Genomic DNA, 3,122 nt, shown 5'->3' with positions numbered 1-3,122 from the left:
CACGAAGCACACGGAATATCACGGTTCGTTGTTGGTTCGCACGATTTGAGATTTTGCTAACCAGGTTTTGCGACTGCTGGAGATTGATGGTCAACGGCTCAGCGACCGGACGAATAACCTGACAAGTTCTACAGCTCACAAGCAGCTGCCGACATTTTGAGGTTCGACCGGTGCGGTTTTCATCTCGGAACAACGGACGAGCGTCCGGCACGATTCCGGATAGATTTGCGCAAGCCACACACTGTCAAAACCAAAGGTTGCAAAATTCGGGCTGGCCATAGATTTGAACTTAGCGGCAACATCGAACGACCGTTCGAACACCGCATCACGCCTTTCAGCGCTACGCTAACGCCTTCCTCCGGCACGCCATCAAAAACCGTCCCATGTCCAATCACCGCACCGACCACTGGCTTATCGCGCGTCGTGACGCCGAAACCGGTATCGAATCGCTGCGCGCGCATTTCAACGGCCACGCCTACGATCCGCACGATCACGACGACATGCTGATCGGTTATACCGAGCAAGGTGTGCAGCGCTTTCAGTGTCATCGCGCCCAGCACACGAGCGTGCCTGGCCGCGCGATTCTGATCGAACCAGGCGCGATGCACGACGGCCACGCGCCGCAGCCCGGCGGCTTTACCTACGCGATGCTCTATCTGCCGCAAAACTGGGTCGCGGGCGCGGCGCGCAAGCTGAATCTTGATGGTCTGCGCAGCGTCGAGGCAGCCTTCAGCCACACGCTGGTGGACGACCGCTATCTGGTCGAAGCCATTCAAACGGCATTTCATGCACTTTATCGCGATGAAGGCCGTCTCGCGCGCGACGAAGCGCTCGATCATCTGCTTACGCAACTCAGCGGCCAATTGCGCGATACACCGACATCGGACCGTGTCGCCGCACCGCTCGCCGTCCTGCGCGTGCGCGATCTGCTGCACGAACAGATGGACGGCAATATCGGGCTCGATGAACTGGCTGCGGCTGCGGGTATCGATCGGTTTCGGCTGACGCGTTTGTTCACGCGTACTTTCGGCACGTCGCCGCACGCGTATCTGGTGCGGCTGCGTCTGCGTGCCGCGCGCCGATTGCTGGCCGCCGGCCAACGGCCCGCGCAAGTGGCTGCGATGGTCGGCTTCTCTGATCAGAGCCATCTGGGACGCTGGTTTCATCGCGCATACCGGATGACGCCTGCCGCGTATCGGCAGATGTGCACAAACATTCCAGACTGATCGCGGCGAAAGTTCGATCATGCGCGTTTCAAGGAGGAACGTTCATGTTCGATACCAAAGTAGCGCTGATCGTGCGCGACGATCTGCCCGTCTGGCAAAAGCTCAATGTCGTTGCCTTTCTCGCCACCGGCGTGGCCGCAGCGATTCCGCATGCGCTGGGCGAACCATACGAGGACGCGGCCGGGCATCGATACGGCCGTATGCTGGGCCAGCCGATGCTAGTGTTCGCCGCCGATCTCAGCGGCTTGCAAGCCGCGCATCGGCAGGCGCTCGCGCGTGAACTCGATATCGTGCCGTACGTGCACGCCATGTTCTCGACCGGCCACGATGCCGCCAATCGCGAAGCATTCCGCGCGCAGGATGCCACGAGTCTCGATCTTGTCGGCCTCGCGTTGCACGGCGCCAAAAAGGCCGTCGATAAAGCGGTGAAAGGACTCGCGCTGCACGGCTGATTCGATTCGATCCACATCGATCCACGCGGTTCTGTCGTTTTCTGGTAATGATTGGGTAACCGCCTCGTCGGAGCACGGCACATGCACCGCCATCCGACGCGCGATACTAGCAAAGCTTTGCGGCATTCGAAAGCACACAAGCACTTCTAATCGATGTAACACCGATGGCATAAGGCCATCGGCATAAATTCCTTAGCATTAATCTCCCCGGCCGTAACAGGGTCTTCGAAACGAGGACTCCGAAGAATTTCACGCGTTCTCATACAAGTACGCCATCAGCATCGAATGCCCTCGCACCCCGATGCCTTCTGACTTCGTACACCGTCCGACTCCCTTCGAAGCACACTGCGTAATAGTTCGGCATCCGTATGATTGTACGTTTTGCTCTTGCCATCATCCGCCATCTTTCCTATGATTTGCCAACGCGAATAAATCTCATTTACGAGGCAGTACCAACACACACGGATCGTGAAGACGATCCGCCGTGCGCCGGCGCTCGCCCTTCCCGTCTTCGTCATCGATGAGGTATTGAACATGGCCCTGTCAGGTCCAGCCAGCACACCCTTCATGTCCAACCCGAGCACGCACAGTACGCGCCGCGCGCCGCGCCCGCCCGTGCTCGACTTCGTTGCCATTGGCCTTGGGCCGTTCAATCTCAGTCTCGCGTGTCTGGCCGAGCCTATCCGCGATCTGCGCGGTTTGTTCCTCGAACGCAATGAGGATTTCGACTGGCATCCAGGCATGTTGATCGACGATACGACCTTGCAAAACCCGTTTCTCGCTGACCTCGTGAGTCTCGCCGATCCTAAAAGCAAGTTCAGCTTTCTCAACTATTGCAAGCAGGAAGGCAAGCTGTATGCGTACTACATTCGCGAGCGTTTCTATCTGAGTCGCGCCGAATACAACCGCTATTGCAAATGGGCGATACGACAGCTATCGAGCATTTCGTTTGATTCGGATGTCGAACTAATTGAGCATGACGAGGATGAAGGCCATTACGTCATCAGCGGGCGGCATGTGCGCACGGGGCAGGCTTTCGTGCATCGCGCGAAGCGTATTGTGATTGGCGTAGGCTCGGTGCCGCAGTTGCCCGCTTGCTGCGATGAGATACGCGAGCACTGCATCCACAGTTCGCATTACACCGCGCGAAAACAGGTTTTGCGGGCGAAGCGTTCGATCGCCGTGATTGGCAGCGGACAGAGCGCGGCAGAGATCTTTCACGATCTGCTCAAGGAAAGCGACGAATACGGTTATTCGCTGACGTGGATCACGCGCTCGCCGCGATTCTTCCAGATGGAGAACACCAAACTCACGCTGGAGATGATCTCGCCTGATTACATCGACTACTTCTATAACCTGCCGGAGCACGTGCGCGAAGGCATCATTGCGAAGCAGGACAGCTTGTACAAGGGCGTAAACGCATCGCTTATCAATCAGATTTACG

3 protein-coding genes are annotated in these 3,122 nt (G+C 57.7%); all 3 read left to right on the top strand.

All coding sequences use genetic code 11. From position 1 onward, the window contains the following. Positions 1 to 383 precede the first annotated feature (383 nt). A complete protein-coding gene (locus P7F28_RS05965) occupies positions 384 to 1,226 on the top strand; it encodes an AraC family transcriptional regulator (RefSeq protein ID WP_277183566.1) in 843 nt (280 codons plus the stop codon). 44 nt (positions 1,227 to 1,270) lie between these two features. Then, positions 1,271 to 1,678, top strand: coding sequence for a DUF2000 domain-containing protein (locus P7F28_RS05960; protein WP_277183565.1), 408 nt, complete (start codon positions 1,271 to 1,273; stop codon positions 1,676 to 1,678). A gap of 567 nt (positions 1,679 to 2,245) precedes the next feature. Further along, positions 2,246 to 3,122: lysine N(6)-hydroxylase/L-ornithine N(5)-oxygenase family protein (locus P7F28_RS05955; protein ID WP_277183564.1), on the top strand; the 877-nt coding region annotated here is incomplete at its 3' end.

Source organism: Caballeronia sp. BR00000012568055, from assembly GCF_029439455.1.
Taxonomy (GTDB): Bacteria; Pseudomonadota; Gammaproteobacteria; order Burkholderiales; family Burkholderiaceae; genus Caballeronia.
Note: the sequence above shows the minus strand (reverse complement) of the source record. Positions and strands in the feature narration are given on the sequence as shown.

Excerpts from the sequence above, each read along its gene's own strand:
- P7F28_RS05960 (WP_277183565.1), top strand. The coding sequence starts at position 1,271 with ATGTTCGATACCAAAGTAGCGCTGATCGTGCGCGACGATCTGCCCGTC.
- P7F28_RS05965 (WP_277183566.1), top strand. The coding sequence starts at position 384 with ATGTCCAATCACCGCACCGACCACTGGCTTATCGCGCGTCGTGACGCC.